Genomic DNA, 19009 nt, shown 5'->3' with positions numbered 1-19009 from the left:
GCCCACAGGTTCCCTAGTCGCCCAGGTCGAAGTCCCCGGCGTCGGACCAGCCCGGGCCGTCCGGCGGACCGGCCCCGTCGTGGGCGGGCCGCACCGTGGGAGCGAGGGCCGTCACGGCGACGAGGCCCGCGAACGAGGCCAGCAACAGTGCGGTCGTCGAAGCGACCACGGCCTCCAGCGGGACGCCGGTCCGGTCGAGCACGGTCAGGGTGATCAGGGTCGGGAACGCGAGGAAGATCCCGCTCAGGCAGGCGGCGGACACCGTCACACCCTGGTGATCGTCCACGAGCTGCTCCGAACCGGCCTCTTCGCCCGGCCACAGGACCCCCAGCACCGAGACCGCTTCGCACACGAAACAGATCACGTGCAGGGCGACGACATTGCCGAGCGTCACCCCCTGCCGGATCAGGTACCAGACTCCGGCCAGGGCGCAGAGCCAGTACGCCGCACCGGCCGGCGATCACCCATACACGTCGGGACACCCCGTGTCGGATCAGGTACTCGACCCTGGCGTGCATGCGTCCCCCCGGTTCGTCGGTCACTCCGCTACCCGTCATGCCCGGTGCCGTGAGGCCGCAAAGGTGTCCGGGCGCCCGGGCGTCCTCCGCGGACTACGCCACCGCGCTCATCGTGTCCGCCGGACGGCGCCGGGAGGCGCGGGTCGCGGGCAGCGCGGCGAGCGCCAGCGCGCCCAGCACCACCGCCGCGCCGAACGCGGACAGCGCGACGGCGGACGGTGCCCGGGCGATGCCGGCGCCGATGCCGCTCGACCGGCCCTGCGCGTCGATCAGCCAGTGGGAGACAGGGAGCCCCAGCGCCAGCGAGACGGCGACCGCGGCCCCCACGGTGCAACCGGTGGCCGCGACCGTGATCCCGCTGATCTGCCGTGGTGACAGGCCGATCGCCCGGAGCGCGAGCAGATCCCGTTCGCCCTCGCGCAGCGTGCCGCCGATGGCCGTCAGCAGATCGACCAGCCCGATCAGCGCGAGGACACCGAGCAGACCGACGACGACACTGCGCAGCGGCGACAGACCGTCGGCGGGGTTCGTCACCGTGTGCACGTCCAGCTGTCCGCGCCCGGCCGCGGCGCTCAGCGCGGCGGCGACACGACGCGGATCGGCGCCGTCGCGCAACCGGACCTGGTACAGCGTCGGCCGGAGTTCCGCGTCGTTCTCCCTCAGGGTGTCGAGCGAGGTGGAGATGACCCGACCGGCGTTCTCCGGCTCGATGCTGCGGCCCACGATGTGGAGGATCTGGGGCCGGCCGCTCACGGTCATCCGCACCCAGTCGCCGACCCGGACGTCCAGCAGGTCCAGCAGCCCCTGCCCGGCCACCGCCTCGTCGGCACCGTGCGCGGGGCGGCCCTCGGCCAGGGTGTAGGGGTACGGGTCCGTACGGGTGCCCAGACCGCGCAGGGCGATCGTCGCCGTCTGGCCCGGGACCAGGGCCGCGACCTCGACGCCCGGATAGACGGCGGCGACCTCGGGACGCCGCGCCAACAGTGTCCGGGTCGCCGCGTCGCCCGTCCCTCCGTCGGCGCGGACGGTGAGCGCGGCCGCCAGACCCATCTCCTCCGGGGTGCTGTGGAAGCGCTCGATGGTCGTCCAGGCGCTCATCGCCACCACGATCAGTGTCAGCGGCAGGGCGAGCCGGGCGATGGTGGCCAGTGAGCGCGGGCGACGCGTGAACGCCTTGTGCCAGCCGAGGACCATCGCGGGCGGCAGCCGCAGGCCGAGCGCGCGACGCGCCACCCCCGACAGACGCCCCCCGGCCGGGGCGGCGGTCCGGGGCACCGGAACCGGAGGCACCCGCCCCGCCCGCCATGCCGCGAGCCCGGTGGTCGCGCCGATGAACAGCACCACCCCGACGGGCACCAGGACCGAGGTCGCGGCATGTCCGGGCAGTCCCTGCCACACCCCGATCGCGTCTCCCAGCCGCCCCGGCAGCCGGCTGCCCAGCGCCTGGGTGAGCGCCGCCGCTGCCACGGCGCCCAGCAGCGCGTAGGCGAGATGCTGGAGCAGGAAGACGCGCGTCACCTGGCCCGGGGTGAACCCGATCGCCTTCAGGATCGAGATGTCCCGCAGGTGACCCCGGATCCGGGTGCCGATGGCCCCGTGCACGGCGAGTCCGGCGGCGACGAGCGCGCCCAGACCGAACAGGCCCAGTATCTGGCCCAGCAGCCGGTCGTCGCCCTGCGCCTCGGCCCGCGCCTGCTGCCAGGTGGAGACCTCCCGCACCGCGCCGGCACCCAGCACCGTGACGGCGCGCTGGACGGCGTAGTCCGTGTCCTCCGGATCCGTCAGGCGCAGCCCGATCACCTGGCCGCGTTCGGAGCCGGTGCGCGGCACGGCGGAGGGCAGTGCCCAGACCAGTCCGGGCCGCTCGCCCTGGCGGTAGCGCGGTTCGGGGCTGTCGGCGACGCCGAGGACGGTCAGCGCCGCGCCGCCGGTCCGGGTGAGCACGTCTCCTGGCTCGGCCAGCAGCGCGCGGGCCAGGCTGCTCTCCAGCACCACGCCCTCGGGCGCCGCGGGGTCGAGCCAGCGGCCGGAGACGAGCAGGGGCCGTCCGACGGCGGGCCGGTCGGCGCTGCCGCGCAGCTCGACGGAGGCGCGGGCGCCCCGGGAGGTGACCGTGGTGGAAGCCGTGGCGTAGGGACCGGCGACGGACTCGACACCGTCCAGCCCGGAGAGCCTGCCCGCGTCGGCCGAGGAGCCGGTGTGGATCGACACGTGCGCGCCCCGGGACTGGGTGAAGACCCGCTCCCACGGGTTCGTCGCGTACCCGAACAGCGCCGCCGCCAGCAGCAGGGAGGTGACGACGCCCACGGTGGCGAGCACCAGGAACAGTGCTTCGCCGCGATGCGTCCGCAGGTCCGAGTGCGCCCAGCGCAACGTGGCTCGCACAGGTCAGTCCTTCAGTTCCAGTACCGCGGATATCCCCTTGCCGGGGGACGGGGTGCCGTCCAGTACCGCGTCGTCGGCGATCCGGCCGTCGAAGAAGCTGATCACCCGGTCCGCGGTGCTCGCCATGCGCGCGTCATGGGTGACCAGGAGGATGGTCTGGCCGCGCCGGTGGAACCGGGACAGCAGCCGGGTCACCTCGCGGGTGCCCTTGCTGTCCAGGCTGCCCGCCGGCTCGTCCGCGAGCAGCAGGGGCGGATGGTTCACCAGGGCCCGGGCCAGGGCCACCCGCTGTTGCTCGCCGCCGGACAGCTCGCCGGGCATGCTGCGCTCCTTGCCCGCCAGGCCCAGCTCGGCCAGCAGCTCCTCCCGCTCCGCGCGGGCCCGCCTGGGGGAGACCCCCGCCAGCAGCGCGGGCAGCTCGACGTTGTCGGCGACGGACAGGTTGGAGACCAGGTTGAAGAACTGGAAGACGACGCCGATCCGCCGCCGGCGCACCACGGCCCACTGCGCCTCGCTGTACCCGTCCGTGCGTACGCCGTCCAGCCAGATGCTGCCGCTGTCAGGTCGCTGGAGGCCGCCGAGCAGATGCAGCAGCGTCGACTTCCCGGCGCCGGACGGGCCGGTGACCGCAACGAACTCGCCCTGCCGTACGGACAGGTCCACCCCGCGAACGGCGTGGGCGGGCGCGCCCTCGCCGTGGTGGGTCTTCACGAGGCCCTCGGCCCGCAGCGCAGGAGTGGGAGTGTCGTTCATTCCGGCTCCTCCAGTTCTTCCTGGCAGCGCTCCAGCCAGTCGAGGTCGGCTTGCAGGTGCAGCATGGCGCCCTCGACGAGCAGCCGGGCCGTCCGGTTCTCGCGGTGCTCGCCCGTGACGAGCTTCGACAGGGTACGCATGGTGTTCAGGTAGTGGCGTCGTTGCTTGTTGATCAGGGCGATCTGGTCGGCGAGCCCGGTCTGCGGGGCCAGGGCGAGCTTCATGAAGAACTCGTCCCGCAACCTCGGTTCGTCCGAGGTCTCCTCGTACCAGACGCGCAGCGCTTCCTGGCCGGCGTCGGTGAGGTGGTAGATCTTCTTGTTGGGCCGACTCGACTGCTCGACCTCCTCGCCCTCGATCAGCCCGGTCTTCTCGAGGCGGCTCAGCGTCACGTAGATCTGGCCGATGTTGGGCTGAGGGTACGCGGCGCCCAGAAGCCGCTCAAGGTCCTGCTTGAGCTCGTAACCGTGGGCCGGGCCGCGCGCCAGCAGGGCCAGGAGGGGCAGGCGCACTCGTGCTGTCCTCCTCGCAGCCTCGTATTGTGGTCCAGGCCCTAGTATCGCCCATACCTAACGGGTATACATAGCCTCTGACTCCGGGCGAGGGCGCCCGGCGCCGGGTGTACAGGGAGGAACCTATGCGGTGGATACGCGCCGCCGGTAGGGGCCTCCTCGTTCTCGCCGTGGTCCTGGCCGGTTACGGCGCCTCCGGCGCGCGGGCGGCCGGCGGTCTGGAGGGCCGCGGACCGCTCACCCTGGCCACCGCGGGCGACCTCACCGGCTATCTCGGCCCGCTGCTCCAGGGCTGGAACCGCGCTCACCCCGGCGAGAGGGTCACCCTCGTCGAACTGCCGGACTCGGCGGACGAGACCCGCGCCCAGATGATCACCGATCTGCGCGGCGGCGCCCGCAGCCGGTTCGACGTCCTCAACATCGACGTCGCCTGGACCTCGGAGTTCGCCGCCGCCGGCTGGATACGCCCGCTGCCGAGGGACCGCTTCCCGCTGGGCAGCTTCCTCCGTCCGGTCGTGGACACGGCGACGTACGACGGCCGGTTGTACGCCGTCCCGTACGTCACCAACGCCGGGCTGCTCCTCTACCGCAAGGACGTCCTCGCCGCGGAGGGCGTCCCGCCGCCCCGCACCTGGGCCGAACTGGAGCGGGCCGCGAAGACCGTCGCGCCGCGGTACGGACTCGACGGCTACGCGGGGCAGTTCCTGCCCTACGAGGGCCTCACCGTCAACGCGGCCGAGGCGGTGTACTCGGCGGGCGGCACGATCCTCGGCGACGAGGGCGACCGCGTCACCGTCGACTCCGCCGCCCGCGAGGGCATCGGGTTCCTCGCGCGCGGCGTCCGCGAGGGATGGGTGCCGAAGGAGGCTCTGGCCTACACCGAGGAGGAGTCCCGGCGGGCCTTCCAGGACGGACACCTGCTCTTCCTGCGCAACTGGCCCTACGCGTACGTCAGCGCCTCCGCGCCGGGGTCCGCGCTGGCCGGCAAGGTCGGCGCCGTGCCGCTGCCGGGCCGCGACGGGCCCGGGACCAGCGTGCTCGGCGGTTCCAACCTGGCCGTCAACACGCACGCCGAACACCCCGACACCGCCGCGCGGCTGATCGCCTACCTCACCAGCGAGGGCGTCCAGCGGCAGGTGCTGACCCGGGGCGCGCTGCCGCCCGTACGCGCGGATCTGTACGAGGACCCGGGACTGGTCCGGCGGTTCCCGTACCTGCCGACCCTGCGCGCGAGTGTCCTGACGGCCGCCCCGCGTCCCAAGAGCCCCCGCTACGACCAGGTCAGCATGGTGGTGCAGGCGGTCGTGCACGACGCGATGTCCGGGCACTCCACGCCCGAGGCGGCGGCGCGGCGGCTGGCCCGGGAGCTCGCGGACATCTCCCGCCGCGGCTGACCCGGCTCGGTCGGCACGGCTGTCCTCCCCTCTCACCGCACCATCCTTCGCCTACTTACATGTTAGGTAACGCCGACGTATCAACCGGTGTCGTTTTGTCCTGATAGGTGGGCGTTTGCCATCCCCATCTGTCAGATGGCCCCTGCCTGTTCGTTGACACCTCCGTGAAACGCCTACATAACATGCATGCATAACAGTCAGCCCGCACAGACAGGCCAACGGGTGAGCTCCCAGCACATCGACACGCGCGTCGTCACGCGCACCGACACGCGCCCAGCCACGCACCACTGGTGGCGCGAGGCAGTGATCTACCAGGTGTACGTCCGCAGCTTCCTGGACAGCACCGGCGACGGCGTCGGCGATCTCGCCGGAGTCCGCGCCGGACTGCCGTACCTGAAGAAGCTGGGCGTCGACGGGATCTGGCTGAGCCCCTTCTACCCCTCCCCGCAGGCCGACCACGGATACGACGTCTCCGACTACTGCGACGTCGACCCGCTCTTCGGTGATCTCGCCGAGTTCGACCGGCTGGTGGCGGCCGCCCGGCGGCTGGGCGTCAAGGTGCTGCTGGACATCGTCCCCAACCACTGCTCCAGTGAGCACCCCTGGTTCCGTGAGGCGCTCGCCTCCGCACCCGGCAGCGCGGCCCGGGCCCGCTTCCACTTCGCCGACGGGCGCGGGGCGGACGGCGCCGAGCCGCCCAACAACTGGCACGCCATGTTCGGCGGCCCGGCCTGGAGCCGGGTGACCGAGGCCGACGGCCGCCCGGGCCAGTGGTACCTGCACATGTTCACGCCGGAGCAGCCCGACTGGAACTGGCGCGACCCCGAGGTCGGCGGGTACTTCGACCGCGCGCTGCGGTTCTGGCTGGACCGGGGCGTCGACGGCTTCCGCATCGACGTCGCCGCCGGACTGTTCAAGCACCCCGAGCTGCCCGACTCGCCGGACCCCGAGGCAGACGCCCGCACCCGCGACTCCGTCAACCCCCTCGCCTGGAACCAGCCCGAGGTGCACGACGTGTGGCGGCGCTGGCGCGCGGTGTGCGAGGAGTACACGGCACGCGACGGCCGCGAACGGCTCCTGGTCGGCGAGGTCTCGGTCCCGACGGCCCGCGAACACGCGCTGTACGTCCGCCCCGACGAACTGCACCAGGCCTTCTTCTTCGACCTGCTGAGCGCCTCCTGGGACGCCGACGCCTTCCGCAAGGTCATCACCGAGGCCATGCAGGACATCGCGGGAACGGGGTCGACCGTCACCTGGGTCCTCAACAACCACGACCAGGTCCGCACGGTCACCCGCTACGGCGAGCCCGCCGTCGAGGGCAGCGGCCTCGGCGCCGCCCGCGCCCGTGCCGCCGCCCTGCTGTTGCTGGCGCTGCCCGGCGCCGCCTACATCTACCAGGGCGAGGAACTGGGCCTGCCCGAGGTCGTCGACCTGCCCGACGACGTGCTCACCGACCCGATCTTCCGCCGCACCGGCAGCCGCGCCCGCATCCGGGACGGCTGCCGGGTACCGCTGCCGTGGTCCGGGCAGGCGTCACCGTTCGGTTTCACCTCCGGCGTCGACGGCACCAAGCCCTGGCTGCCGCAGCCCGAGTACTTCGCCCAGTACGCCACCGATCGCGCCCTCGCCGACACCCGCTCCTTCTGGCACCTGTACCGCGACGGCCTCCAGCTGCGCGCCGGCCTGCCCCAGCTCGGCGAGGGCACGCTGCGCTGGCTGGACACCCAGCCGGGGGTCCTGGCCTTCGCCCGCGGCGACGGCCTGGTCTGCGCCGTCAACTTCGGAACGGCGCCCGCTCCGGCGCCCGTCCCCGGCATCCCCCTGCTGTCCAGCGGCCCCTGCCGGGCCGGGGAACTCCCCGGCTCCACGGCCGCCTGGTGGATCGGTGACGACACCGACTCCTGAGCACGACCACCTCCCCACCTCTCCACCACTCCACCTCTCCACCACCGCCAATTCCCCTTCCACGAACGGACATCGACGATGATGCGACGACGTACCTCCCTGCTCACCGGCTGCACCGCCCTCGTCCTGGCAATCGGCGCGACCGCCTGCGGGAGCGGCGACCCCGTCTCCGCGGGCGGCGGCGACAAGGCACTGGGCGGCCAGACGGTCACCGTGGCCGGCGTCTGGTCCGGCGCCGAGCAGAAGAACTTCCAGAAGGTGCTGGACGCCTTCACCGAGAAGACCGGAGCCAAGACCCAGTTCGTCTCCACCGGCGACAACGTCTCCACCGTCGTCGGCAGCAAGATCGAGGGCGGCAACGCCCCCGACGTGGTGATGGTCCCGCAGGTCGGAGTGCTCCAGCAGTTCGCCGGGAACGGCTGGCTCCTGCCCCTGTCGTCGACCACCCAGAAGGCCGTCGCCGCCAACTACGCGCCGGTCTGGAAGGACTACGGCAGCGTCGAGGACACCCTCTACGGCCTCTACTTCAAGGCCGCGCACAAGTCGACGGTCTGGTACAGCCCCGCCGCTCTCGAACAGGCCGGCGTCCAGCCGCCGAAGACCTACGACGAGATGCTGAAAGCCGGGCGGACCGTCTCCGACTCGGGCCTCGCCGCCTTCTCCGTGGCGGGCCAGGACGGCTGGACGCTCACCGACTGGTTCGAGAACGTCTACCTCTCCCAGGCCGGACCCGAGAAGTACGACGCCCTCGCCACCCACGAACTGAAGTGGACCGACCAGAGCGTGGTCGACGCCCTCACCACGCTCGGCAAGCTCTTCCAGGACAAGCAGCTCCTCGCGGGCGGCCAGAAGGGCGCCCTCAACACCGACTTCCCGGGCTCCGTCGAGAAGGTCTTCGGGCCCGAGCCCGAGGCGGGCATGGTCTACGAGGGCGACTTCGTCGCGGGCGTCGCCAAGGACCAGTTCGGCCGCAGGATAGGCGAGGACGCGAACTTCTTCGCCTTCCCGCCCGTCGGCGCGGGCGAGGCACCGGTGGTCAGCGGCGGCGACGCGGCCGTCGTCCTCAAGGACGGCAAGAACACCAAGGCCGGCATGGCCCTGCTGGAGTACCTGGCCACCCCGGAGGCCGCCGCGGTCTGGGCCGAGACGGGCGGCTTCCTCTCCCCGAACAAGAAGCTCGACCTGGCCTCCTACGGCGACGACGTCACCCGCACCACCGCCAAGTCGCTCATCACCGCCGCGGACTCCGTCCGCTTCGACATGTCCGACCAGGCCCCGGCCGCGTTCGGCGGCACCAAGGGCGCAGGCGAGTGGAAGATCCTCCAGGACTTCCTGCGCGACCCGTCCGACCCGAAGGCCACCGCGGCACAGCTGGAAACCGCCGCCGCCAAGGCCTACAAGGGCTGAACGGCGATGACCGTCACGCTCACGCGGACGACCGCACCACCCGCCGCCGAGGCCGTCGCCCGCAAGCGGCGCGCCCGGCGGCGGGGCAGGACCGTCGCCCTGCTCTTCGTCCTTCCCGCACTGCTCCTGCTCGGCGCCCTCGTCGTCTACCCCGTGCTGTTCTCGGTCGGCCGCAGCTTCTTCGACGCCTCCGGCACCCGGTTCGTCGGCGGCGACAACTACACCGAGATGTTCCGCGACCCGGCCACCCTCAAAGCCGTACGCAACACCGCCGTCTGGGTGGTCGTGGCACCCACCCTGCTGACCGGTCTCGGCCTGATCCTCGCCGTGCTCGTCGAGAAGGTCCGCTGGGCCACCGCCTTCAAGCTGCTGCTCTTCATGCCCATGGCCGTCTCCTTCCTGGCCGCCGGCATCATCTTCCGGCTCGCCTACGACGAGGACCCCGACAAGGGCGTCCTCAACGCGGCGGCCGTCGGCGTCCACGACGCCTTCCGTGACACGGCCGGCTACCCGACCGCCCGCGCCCGTGACGGCGCGGGGCTGACCCGGGGCGCCGACGGCTCGTACCGCACGGGCACGACGGTGTCGCCGGGTGACACGGTCACCCTCGGCCTGGTCGGCGTCGCGCCCAAGGACCTCCCGGCGGGCGCGGAACCGGCCTCCGCGGCGGCCGCCCGCCCGGCGGGCCCCGACGAACTGCGGGGGGTCGTCTACCTGGACTTCACCCCCGGCGGGGGAGGGAAGCAGGGCGCGGTGGACCGTCAGGAGAGCGGGCTGCCGAAGGTGAGGGTCGAGGCGGTACGCGACGGGAAGACCGTCGCGAGCACCACCACGGCGGCCGACGGCTCCTTCCGCTTCCCCGGCCTGGAGACCGGCTCGTACAGCGTCGCCCTCCCCGGCTCGAACTTCTCCCAGCCCTACGACGGCATCTCCTGGCTCGGCCCGGCACTGGTCACACCGGCGATCATCGGCGCCTACCTGTGGATCTGGACGGGCTTCGCGATGGTGCTGATCGGCGCGGGCCTGTCCACGCTGCCGCGTGACTCGCTCGAGGCGGCCCGGATGGACGGCGCCAACGAGTGGCAGGTGTTCCGCCGGATCACCGTGCCGCTGCTGGCACCCGTGCTGACGGTGGTCTTCGTGACGCTCGTCATCAACGTGATGAAGGTGTTCGACCTCGTCTACATCATCGCGCCCGGCCCGGTGCAGGAGGACGCCACCGTGCTGGCCACCCAGATGTGGCTGGTGTCCTTCGGCGGCGGCAACGACCAGGGGCTCGGCAGCGCCCTCGGCGTGCTGCTCCTGCTGCTGGTGATCCCCGCCATGGTCTTCAACGTCCGTCGTTTCCGAGGGAGTCAGCGATGAACCTCAGTGCGCTGCGGCGCGGGCTCGGCAACAGCCTGGTGCAGGCGGTCCTCGTGGTCGTCGGACTGCTCTGGCTCACCCCGCTCGCCGGACTGCTCGTGTCGTCCCTGCGATCGGCGCAGGACACGGCCAAGGGCGGCTGGTGGACGGCGCTCACCAGTCCGCGCCAGCTGTCCTTCGACAACTACACCTCGCTGCTGGGCAACGCCGGGATGACGCGGGCGTTCTGGAACACCGTGCTGATCTCGGTACCGACGACGATCCTGGTGGTGGCGATCGCCGCACTGGCCGGGTACGCCTTCGCCTGGCTGGAGTTCCCCGGCCGGGACGCCCTCTTCCTGCTCGTGGTCGCGCTCCTGGTGGTCCCCGTACAGATCGGCCTGCTGCCCGTGGCCAAACTCTTCGGCCAACTCGGTCTGTTCGGCACGATCCCCGGCGTCGTCCTCTTCCACGTCTCCTACGGCCTGCCGTTCGCGATCTTCCTTCTGCGGAACTACTTCGCCGAGATACCGCGGGAGATGCTGGAGGCGGCCCGCATGGACGGGGGCAACGAGTGGCGCATCTTCACCCGGCTCGTGCTGCCGGTCGGACGCCCCGCCCTGGCGAGCCTGGCGATCTTCCAGTTCCTGTGGGTGTGGAACGACATGCTGGTGGCACTCCTCTTCGCCGACAGCTCCTCCCAACCCCTGACCGTGGAACTCCAGTCCCAGATAAGGCAGTTCGGCAGCAACATCGACGTGCTCGCACCGGGCGCCTTCCTGTCCCTGATCGTCCCGGTGGCCGTGTTCTTCGCCTTCCAGCGACACTTCGTCCAGGGCGTGATGGCCGGATCCGTCAAGTAGACCGTCCGCCCGCGCCCCCGCACGCCTCCCCGGTCCCGCCGCACCCGCCCGGCAGACTCACCCCGTGACACCTGACGCGCAACCGGAGCACACCCCTGACGGACGGTTCATCGTCGTCGGTGGACGCCGCTGGCGGGCGACCGATCCGCTCATTCCCGAGGAGGACGCCTCAAGGCTCCGCTCCCACCTCATGGCGGCCCGCCGCGCGGTCGGGGCCGCCAAGCGGGCCCAGGACACCGAAGCCGAACGTGCGGCTCGCGCTCGCGTAGGGCTGGCGAAGGTCGCCCTGGGGGAGCGGGGCACCCCCTGGTGGGAGCAGAGCGACGAGGAGCGCCGTGCCCGCTGGGAAAAAGGGCTCAGGGCGCTCGACTGATCGAGGGCGCGGTCGGTGTCGGCGGGGTGGTTCGTGGTGGTGTGGCATGGGGGCGGTGGTCAGGGGCACACGCGATGGAATGCAGGGAAACCAGACGTATGTCATGAGCGAAGCGCACGGCCGGACCGGGTCAGGGGAGGACGCCGCGCCCCGGCGGGTCGCGGGACGGCACCGGCGTACCGGGCGCCGGGCGGGGCGATGGCATCGCAGGCTGCTGGCCTACCGCGATGTCGAACTGCTGCCGTCCTCCTCCCTGGGCGGCGGCCCGAACGAGGAGTGTCTGCTCCTGGTGCACATCCGCAAGATCGTCGGACGAGTCACCTACCGGGCGTGCGACGAGTGCGCCGAGGGCGTGATCACCGACGTCGTCCTGGACGAGCCGTTCCGCGACTGCGGGCTGGGCACCAGGGCGCTGTCGCACCTGCGCTCCCGGCACCCCGACGTCACCTGGCGCACCACGCTCGACCGCCGTCTCACGCGTGACCTGCTGCACCGGATGCGCATTCCCCGGGCGGCCCCGGCGGCGAACTGCTCCCACGGCCGGCCCGGCGGCATGCTCCCCGCCGCTGGTTGAGCCGTCTCTCACCCGAAGCCGTCTCCCGCTCGATCCGGCAGCAGCTCGACCCGTCTGCTGCTCGACCCGTCACTGTCGAAGGCGAATCGGCAACTCCCAATCCCCGTATCGGCAACTCCCAATGCCCGTAAGGGCGTTTGGCCGCGGGTTGGCGGGCCACTCGCAGAGAGAGTCTGCGTCGCGGCGAGGCGCATCGCCGACGGAAGCACGCAGAGACAGTGGGCAAGGGGGTCGGTCGGCATGACCGTCGCGACACAGCAGAGCGGCGGAGGCGGTTCCAGCGGCCTCTACGACGTTCTGGAACTCATCCTCGACCGCGGGCTGGTGATCGACGCCTTCGTGCGCGTCTCACTGGTCGGCATCGAGATACTCAAGATCGACATACGGATCGTCGTCGCCAGCGTCGACACCTATCTGCGCTTCGCCGAGGCCTGCAACCGCCTCGATCTGGAGGCCGGGCCCCGCAAGCCGGCCGGAATCACGGAACTCACCGAGAAGATCACCGAGTCCGGTGCCCGGGGCACCACCAAGGGAGCGCTGTCCGGCGCCGCGGAGACGATCTTCAGCGCCTATCGGCAGGCCCGGGACGAGGGCCAGAAGCGTCAGAGCACCCGGCGACCCACCCGCGGAAGCGGGACCTAGGCCGAGAGCGCAGTCCTGAAGGCCCTTCGCCCGCGCTCGCCCCGCGGGTACGGCCGCCCCGTGGTCCTCGCCGCCGGTCGCGTGTTTTCGCTGCGCGTTGCGATGACCGGGCGACGCGTCGTGGCATGTCCCGGCCATCCCCGGGGCGACGAGTTCTGCCTGCTCAAGGCCCGTATCGACGCAATCCGACGACACATCCGGCGGCCCCTGCGACGGCGTCGGCGAGCAGGATTCCGGCCGATTGTCAGGGCACTCTCCCCGGGCATGTGCATGCTCCGGGAGGGACGGGGTAGACGCGGCCACATCAGCTCATAGGCAGGGCACCGGCAGGGTGGGGAGATCACAGATGAGGGCGACGATCGCACAAGCGGCCGAGGGACAGACGACGGCGGCACTGCCGGAGATCCCGGAACCGGGCAAGATGGCACCCAAGGACGCCCGGAGCCTGTCGAAGCTGTTCTTCGCCAAGCTGGCGGTGCTCGAGGAAGGCACGCCCGAGTACCAGTACGCACGCAACACCCTGATCGAGATGAACATGTCCCTGGTCCGCTTCGCGGCCGGCCGGTTCCGCAACCGGGGCGGCGCGGACGGGATGGAGGACATCGTCCAGGTCGGCGTGATCGGGCTGATCAAGGCCATCGACCGGTTCGAGATATCCCGTGAGGTGGAGTTCACCTCCTTCGCGATCCCGTACATCGTCGGCGAGATCAAGCGCTTCTTCCGGGACACCTCCTGGTCCGTGCACGTGCCGCGCCGCCTGCAAGAGGCGCGCGTGCAGCTGGCGAAGGCCACCGAGGAGCTCCAGAGCCGAATGGGCCGCACCCCCACGGTCAAGGAGCTGTCGGAACTGATGGACCTGACCGAGGAGGAGGTCATCGAGGCCCGCCTCGCGTCCAACGGCTACAACTCGGCCTCCCTGGACGCCACCATCGGCGGTGGCCCCGACGGCGAGACGGCACTGGCGGACTTCATCGGCTCCGACGACGCGGCCATGGAACTGGTGGAGGACTTCCACGCGCTGGCGCCCCTGCTCGCCCAGCTCGACGAGCGTGAACGGCTCATCCTGCACTGGAGGTTCGTCGAGGAGCTGACGCAGGCGCAGATCGGCGAACGGCTCGGCTGCTCGCAGATGCACGTCTCCCGCCTGCTCTCCGGCACCCTCAAGCGCCTGCGCAAGGGCATGCTCACCACCCAGTGACAAAACCCGTGACCAACCCAGTGACAACCCTCAGTGGAACCCCGTGGAACCGACAGCTGTGGCCCTTGCGGAAACTCAGAGAGGACGTGTGGTGAGCGAACACGGTGCCGCGCTTCCGCCGATCGACGCGCATCTGGAGATCCTGCTGCGACTGGTGGACGCGCAGCCCGAGGCCGCCCTCAAGATCTGCCTGACCACGCCCGGTGGCATCGTCGCGGGGAACCTGGTCGGTTCCCGCGCGTGGGCCGACCGGTGGGAGGAGGTGGTGTCGGAGGCCACCGGAGCGGAGGACGCGGCCGACCACATGGCACACCTGGCGCACATGGTCCGGGCCGCCGTGAAGGAGGCCGGGTCCGAGCCGGGAACGGGCGACGGGCTGCACACCTTCATCCACCTCGTCGACGTCACCTTCCTGTCCGTGCCCGGGACCGCGACCGCTCCGCTGTGGCGTGGGCGGCTGGGTGACGTCTCCGGCTGGGCCCTGGGGGCTCCCGCCGACCGGCCGGCCCCGTGAAGGCGGCCGGTGACCTGATGGCACCTCAGCACCCCGCGCACCGGGACGGCGACCGGCCGGGCCGGTTCACCCGCCTGGCCGAACACGCCTCGAACTTCACCAGCTCGCCCGCCTTCTTCGGTGTGTGCCTCGTCCTGGTCGCCACCGCGATCACCGCGCACGCGCTGAAGCTGCCCACGCCGTGGCTGCTGATGGTGGGCGAGACGATGTCCGCCGTCTCGCTGCTGCTCCTCGCCCTGCTCAAGAACTCCGAACGCCGAGCCGAGCACGCCATCCAGCGCAAACTCGACGCCATCGCCGCCGCGTTGTTGGAGAGCCAACGGCAGGAACCGGGCGCCGCGAGCGAGGAACTGCGCCGGGCCATCAGCATGGAGCAGCAGACCTGACTCCACCCGGTCGGCCGGTCCGGGAAGCGGGTCTGTCCGGCCTGTCGGCCAGGGAAAGCGGGCCCGTCCGGCAGATCGTGCCGGACGGGCCCGCCCGTGGTGGCCCCGCGGACACGCCACTGTCCCGTGGGCGGGGCGTAGGGCGGAGGAGGGCTCAGCGCTTGAGCGTGAAGGTGAAGTCGCCGGAGACCCTGCCGCTCAGCCGGACCGCCGAAACGAGCCTCCCCTCCGCGATCAGCCCCTCGACCTCGGCCCGCGAAAGACCGCACCCTTCAGCGATCAGTCGCACCGGCCGGACCGGGATCCGCGCCGCGAAGCGGACCGAGATGTCGATCACCTCACGGTCCAGATGGTCCGATCCGCCGGTCTCGAGACGCCAGGCGCCGTCCCAGTCGAGGGCGATGCGATTACGGCGCCGCACGACCGGATCCTGAAGCAACTCGGCCGCCAGGGCCGGGTCGTTGTCGTGCATCCGGTCCAGCAGCCCGGGTCGTACGGAGCGCACGTTCACCCGCTCCAGGATCGTGAGCTTCGCCGTGTCCCCGCAAGCTGCACACAGCACGAGGAGCCAGGCGTCGAGGAGCTTGTGGTGCGCGTTGACGCGGAACTTGCCGTTCGCCCGGAATCGTTCGGACGCGCACGCGTGGCAACGACGGAGAACGGTCGGCAGGCAGGTGGGCATGACCACCCAGTTTTCGAGCACAGAAGTACACCGGTTCCAGTGAGAAGTCCGCAGCAAAAAGGAGCGCGGCGCGGATGCGCGACGCGCGACAGATCAGCTCTCGGGGTGTCTCACACGGTGTACAACGGCACGTCCTTGCCCAGACGACTCGGATTCGACAGCACGGTAGCGCCGCACCCCGGCGCTGTTCCACCGGTTTTCGAACGGCTCATCGACCTGATCCGTGGCTCTGACCAGCCAAGACGGATAAACCAGGTGATGTTGCGGAGACGCGGGGAAGAAGTTGCGACAACCGACAGGAGGTTGTTGTGGAGGGCAGAGATCTGGAACTGGGCGAGCTGCTGGCCGCCGCTGAGGCGGCGCCGCCCGGTGAGTCCATCGATGTGGTGGCACACGATCTGCAAAAGCGGTTCGGCGCGGAGCGGGTGTCCTTCCTGTTCGTCGACCTCATCGGTCAGCGGCTGGTACGCCTCGCCGCGGCCGGGCCCGAAGTCGAGGACCGGGCCGAGCCGATCGACCTGTACGGCAGCGTCTACGACAGCGTGCTGCGCAGTCAGCGCCAGCACGTGGAACCCGACGGCCAGGGCGGACGGCGCGTCATCACGCCGGTCACCAACCGCGGCGACTGCATCGGCGTCCTGGAGTTGACCCTCCAGTCCGCGGACGACACCGTGCTGCGGCAGGTCCGCGAGGCCGCGCACGCGCTGGCCTACATCATCGTCACGGACCGCCGTTTCACCGATCTGTACCACCTCGGCCGGCGCACCACCGAGACCAGCCTGGCCGCGGAGATCCAGCACCAGCTGCTGCCCTCGGCGCCCTGCTGCGAGGCGCCCCAGTTCACCCTGGCGGCCGGGCTGGTGCCGGCCGACGACATCGGCGGCGACACCTACGACTACACCCTCGACCGTGACACCCTGCACCTGTCCATCACCGACGCCATGGGCCACGACACGAACTCGGCTCTGCTGGCCACCCTGCTGGTCGGCGCCCTGCGCCAGGCACGGCGCAGCGGCTGCGACGCCCTCAAGCAGGCCCACCAGGCCCACCAGGCGCTGCTCGCCCACAGCCGGGGCCTGGCCACCGGCCAGTTGCTGTGCGTCGACCTCGAGACGGGCCGGTGCGAACTGGTCAACGCCGGCCATCCCCGGCCGTTGCGGCTGCGGGACGGCACCGTCGACGAGGTCAGACTCGCCGTCAATCTGCCTTTCGGCGTGGTGGCCCCGACCGCCTACCGCGTGCAGGAACTGGAGCTGCGTCCGGGCGACCGCTTGGTCCTGCTCACCGACGGAATGCAGGAACGCGGAGCCGCGGCCGTCGACCTGGCCTCGGTCATCTACGAAACCCGCGCGCTGCACCCGCGCGAAGCCGTCCGGAGCCTGACCGCCGCGGTCCTTGACGCCTGCCACGGCAACCTCAAGGACGACGCCACGGTCCTGATACTGGACTGGCACGGCAACCAGCGCGCGTGAGAAGGCCGGCGTCTCCGGCCTTCGGCCCTCAGTTTCACCATGAGACGACCACGAGGCCCCGCTTCGAGGCACCTGCGTAGAACTCGCGAAGAGCATCGAAGTGGCCCCTCGGATAGCTGGACCTCAGCCCCCGTGCGGCCGGCCCGTGCCGGGCGACCTGCTTCGGCGGACGATCGCCTTCCGTGTGCGCGAGCACGAGGACGACGGCATGCTGTGGATGTGACGGCCCTGTCGACCGGGCGGTACGTCTGACGGACAGCCGCTGTCAGGTCGGCCACGACCGCTTCGGCCGACCACTTCGGCCGCTCGCGTCCGCGGGCGGCGAGGCGTGTGACGTGTCCCGGCCGAGGCGAGCCTCTCTGGCCTTGGGAGAGCCCGGTCTCACAGCCCCAGGCCACCAGTACCGGGCCGTAGCCCCAGGGGCGCCGTCTCCTGCGTCCGCGAGCCGGGAGCCGGGAGCCGGGAGCCGGAGGCGATGAGTCTCGGTGCGCTCGTCGGTCTCCCTTGCGAGACGCGATCGACCCCACCCGAGGAGACCATCATGACCGCGACCTACACCTTCGACGTCTTCTCCAGCCTCGACGGCTTCGGCGCCGCAGGCGGCGACTGGACCGGCTACTGGGGCAAGCAGGGCCCTGAGCTGCTGGATCACCGTCTGGACCTGTACCGCGAAGAGCAGCGGATGGTCTTCGGGGCCAACACCTATCGGGCGTTCGCGCGGATGCTGGCATCGAGCACCGAGGAGTCCGAGGTGCGTGACCCCTGGGTCACACGGATGCGGAGTCTCCCGGCGACGGTGGTGTCGACCACGCTGGAGGGGCCCCTCGACTGGCCGGACGCGAACCTCATGAGCGGCGACGCCGTCGACGTCGTCGCCCGGCTGAAGGCGGAGTCCGAGGTACCGCTGCGCTCGCACGGCAGCCTGTCGATGAACCGGGCGCTGATGGCCGCAGGTCTGGTCGACCGCGTCCAGGTGACGCTGTTCCCGGTGATCACCGGTCGGACGGGTCTCGACCCGATCTTCCAGGGTGCGGCCGACTTCGACCTCGAGCTGATCGAGAGCCGGACGCTCGACGGGCACATCCAGGAACTCGTCTACCGGCCCCACCTGCACGGCTGAGCGCACGCCGGCCCGCCCGGCGGTCTACGGCAGGATCGAGTCGACGTAGCCGCCGTCGACCCGCAGGGCTCCGCCCGTGGTGGCCGAGGCCTGGTCGGAGCTGAGGTAGACGACCATGTGGGCGATCTCCTCGGGCTCGATCAGCCGCTGGAGCAGGGACTGCGGCCGGTGCTTGCGCATGAACTCCCGCTGGGCCTCGTCCCAGGGCAGGTCGCGGTCGACGAGCTCGTAGACGAAGTCCTCGACGCCGCCGGTGTGGGTGGGGCCGGCGATGACCGAGTTGACCGTGACCCCGGTGCCCGCCGCCTGCTTCGCGAAGCCGCGGCCCACGGCGAGGAGCGCGGTCTTGGACATGCCGTAGTGGATCATCTCGGCCGGGATGACGACCGCCGAGTCGCTCGCGATGTACTGGACACGGCCCCAGCCCCGCTCCGTCATGCCCGGCAGGTACAGCCGGGTCAGCCGAACGGCGGCCAGCACGTTCACCTCGAAGTAGCGCCGCCACTCCTCGTCGCTGATCTCCAGCGGGTCGGCGGAGCCGAAGATGCCGAGGTTGTTGACGAGGATGTCGACCTCCGGCAGTTCCTCCAGGACCCGCCGGGCGCCCTCCTCGCCTGCCACATCGGCGGCCACGGGCACGAAGGAGGCACCGGGCACCTCCGCCGCCAGTCGCGCCACGCCCGCCGCGACCCGCTGCTCGTCCCGCCCGTTCACCGCCACCCGGGCGCCGGAGCGCGCGAGTCCGGCGGCGATCGCCGCGCCGATGCCCTGCGTCGAGCCCGTGACCAGGGCGGTGCGTCCCGTCAGATCGATCCGCATGTGCAGTCAGCTCCTCCGTCGTCGCCTCGCGGGCACCGGCCTCACCCAGCCCATCGGGCCCGCGTACCCCCACAGACCACAAAGCACACGCGGCACAGACAGCACATGCGGCACACGGCTCACGCACAGCTCGCGCAAAGAAGCTCTG

At 71.2% G+C, this 19009-nt stretch carries 19 protein-coding genes; 13 read left to right on the top strand and 6 right to left on the bottom strand.

Annotated elements, in window-relative coordinates:
• Positions 1-13: 13 nt before the first annotated feature.
• The 4 genes from AOQ37_RS18645 to AOQ37_RS18630 all read right to left on the bottom strand — a co-directional run bounded on the left by AOQ37_RS18645 (position 14) and on the right by AOQ37_RS18630 (position 4168).
• Positions 14-394, bottom strand: coding sequence for a hypothetical protein (locus AOQ37_RS18645; RefSeq protein WP_062645688.1), 381 nt, complete (start codon positions 392-394; stop codon positions 14-16).
• Positions 395-611: 217 nt separating this feature from the next.
• Entirely contained in the window at positions 612-2903 is a 2292-nt protein-coding gene (locus tag AOQ37_RS18640) for an ABC transporter permease (protein WP_062645687.1), read from the bottom strand.
• Between the two features lie 3 nt (positions 2904-2906).
• Positions 2907-3656, bottom strand: coding sequence for an ABC transporter ATP-binding protein (locus AOQ37_RS18635; protein WP_062645686.1), 750 nt, complete (start codon positions 3654-3656; stop codon positions 2907-2909).
• A complete protein-coding gene (locus tag AOQ37_RS18630; RefSeq protein ID WP_062645685.1) occupies positions 3653-4168 on the bottom strand; it encodes a PadR family transcriptional regulator in 516 nt (171 codons plus the stop codon). The genes AOQ37_RS18635 and AOQ37_RS18630 overlap by 4 nt, the downstream gene beginning before the upstream one ends.
• A 125-nt stretch (positions 4169-4293) precedes the next feature.
• On the opposite strand from AOQ37_RS18630, the gene AOQ37_RS18625 reads away from it, so the two are divergent.
• The 11 genes from AOQ37_RS18625 (at position 4294) to AOQ37_RS18575 (ending at position 14768) form a co-directional block, all read left to right on the top strand.
• Positions 4294-5562: an ABC transporter substrate-binding protein gene (locus tag AOQ37_RS18625; RefSeq protein WP_062645684.1), complete on the top strand. Its 1269-nt coding sequence runs from the start codon at positions 4294-4296 to the stop codon at positions 5560-5562.
• A 222-nt stretch (positions 5563-5784) separates the two neighbouring features.
• The gene (locus AOQ37_RS18620; RefSeq protein WP_078890258.1) at positions 5785-7467 is read left to right on the top strand and encodes a glycoside hydrolase family 13 protein; all 1683 of its coding nucleotides are present in this window, start codon (positions 5785-5787) and stop codon (positions 7465-7467) included.
• A gap of 78 nt (positions 7468-7545) precedes the next feature.
• On the top strand, positions 7546-8874 hold the full coding sequence (locus AOQ37_RS18615; RefSeq protein WP_062645683.1) for an ABC transporter substrate-binding protein: 1329 nt from the start codon (positions 7546-7548) through the stop codon (positions 8872-8874).
• Between the two features lie 6 nt (positions 8875-8880).
• Positions 8881-10239, top strand: coding sequence for an ABC transporter permease subunit (locus AOQ37_RS18610; protein ID WP_062645682.1), 1359 nt, complete (start codon positions 8881-8883; stop codon positions 10237-10239).
• Positions 10236-11081 (top strand): carbohydrate ABC transporter permease, encoded by an 846-nt coding sequence (locus AOQ37_RS18605; protein ID WP_062645681.1) that lies wholly within the window; start codon positions 10236-10238, stop codon positions 11079-11081. The genes AOQ37_RS18610 and AOQ37_RS18605 overlap by 4 nt, the downstream gene beginning before the upstream one ends.
• 64 nt (positions 11082-11145) lie before the next feature.
• Positions 11146-11454: a hypothetical protein gene (locus tag AOQ37_RS18600; protein ID WP_062645680.1), complete on the top strand. Its 309-nt coding sequence runs from the start codon at positions 11146-11148 to the stop codon at positions 11452-11454.
• A gap of 103 nt (positions 11455-11557) precedes the next feature.
• Positions 11558-12028 (top strand): GNAT family N-acetyltransferase, encoded by a 471-nt coding sequence (locus tag AOQ37_RS41380; protein WP_234436945.1) that lies wholly within the window; start codon positions 11558-11560, stop codon positions 12026-12028.
• A gap of 240 nt (positions 12029-12268) precedes the next feature.
• Positions 12269-12670, top strand: coding sequence for a gas vesicle structural protein GvpA (locus tag AOQ37_RS18590; protein WP_062645679.1), 402 nt, complete (start codon positions 12269-12271; stop codon positions 12668-12670).
• Between the two features lie 346 nt (positions 12671-13016).
• Positions 13017-13868 (top strand): RNA polymerase sigma factor SigF, encoded by an 852-nt coding sequence (locus AOQ37_RS18585; RefSeq protein ID WP_062645678.1) that lies wholly within the window; start codon positions 13017-13019, stop codon positions 13866-13868.
• A 91-nt stretch (positions 13869-13959) separates the two neighbouring features.
• A complete protein-coding gene (locus AOQ37_RS39910) occupies positions 13960-14382 on the top strand; it encodes a GvpU-like protein (protein ID WP_062645677.1) in 423 nt (140 codons plus the stop codon).
• A 17-nt stretch (positions 14383-14399) separates the two neighbouring features.
• The gene (locus AOQ37_RS18575; protein WP_062646053.1) at positions 14400-14768 is read left to right on the top strand and encodes a low affinity iron permease family protein; all 369 of its coding nucleotides are present in this window, start codon (positions 14400-14402) and stop codon (positions 14766-14768) included.
• A gap of 154 nt (positions 14769-14922) precedes the next feature.
• Here the strand turns inward: AOQ37_RS18575 and AOQ37_RS18570 are convergent, their stop codons facing one another.
• Entirely contained in the window at positions 14923-15450 is a 528-nt protein-coding gene (locus tag AOQ37_RS18570) for a DUF1062 domain-containing protein (protein WP_234436944.1), read from the bottom strand.
• 308 nt (positions 15451-15758) lie between these two features.
• Here AOQ37_RS18570 and AOQ37_RS18565 point away from each other — a divergent pair, with 308 nt between their 5' ends.
• Together AOQ37_RS18565 and AOQ37_RS18560 are read left to right on the top strand one after the other, a co-directional pair.
• On the top strand, positions 15759-16922 hold the full coding sequence (locus AOQ37_RS18565; protein ID WP_062645675.1) for a PP2C family protein-serine/threonine phosphatase: 1164 nt from the start codon (positions 15759-15761) through the stop codon (positions 16920-16922).
• 541 nt (positions 16923-17463) lie between these two features.
• The gene (locus AOQ37_RS18560) at positions 17464-18042 is read left to right on the top strand and encodes a dihydrofolate reductase family protein (protein ID WP_062645674.1); all 579 of its coding nucleotides are present in this window, start codon (positions 17464-17466) and stop codon (positions 18040-18042) included.
• A gap of 24 nt (positions 18043-18066) precedes the next feature.
• On the opposite strand, the gene AOQ37_RS18555 is transcribed toward AOQ37_RS18560, so the two are convergent.
• Entirely contained in the window at positions 18067-18861 is a 795-nt protein-coding gene (locus AOQ37_RS18555; protein ID WP_062645673.1) for an SDR family NAD(P)-dependent oxidoreductase, read from the bottom strand.
• Positions 18862-19009 lie beyond the last annotated feature (148 nt).

This window comes from Streptomyces maremycinicus, assembly GCF_001184025.1.
Classification (GTDB): Bacteria; Actinomycetota; Actinomycetes; order Streptomycetales; family Streptomycetaceae; genus Streptomyces; species Streptomyces maremycinicus.
This window is presented reverse-complemented; position numbering and strand designations above follow the sequence as displayed.